Raw genomic sequence first — 263 nt, 5'->3', positions numbered from 1 at the left:
CGAATCGATTTTCTACCACCACTAACGGCGCACTCGCAATTACAGGTAATACACTCGGGTTAAGTAAAATTAGTAATCAAAACCGTGCTGGTACAATCGGGGCAATTGGTGCATTCGTAACTACGAATACTGCTTTACAAGTAACGACTTTTCCTGCTGGTACAACATTAAACTATACACAAAATAGTTCTACCGCTATTTTAAATATCCCTGCTGGTAGTACTATTCTTTACGCAGAACTTGTTTGGGGAGGAAACTATTTA

At 39.2% G+C, this 263-nt stretch carries 1 protein-coding gene; it reads left to right on the top strand.

The genetic code is table 11. The features are described 5' to 3' along the window. Positions 1-263, top strand: a 263-nt coding sequence (locus tag SB775_RS30650; RefSeq protein WP_410865031.1) for a hypothetical protein, incomplete at both ends; no start/stop codon positions are given.

The organism is Peribacillus sp. SIMBA_075, from assembly GCF_046534585.1.
Note: the sequence above shows the minus strand (reverse complement) of the source record. Positions and strands in the feature narration are given on the sequence as shown.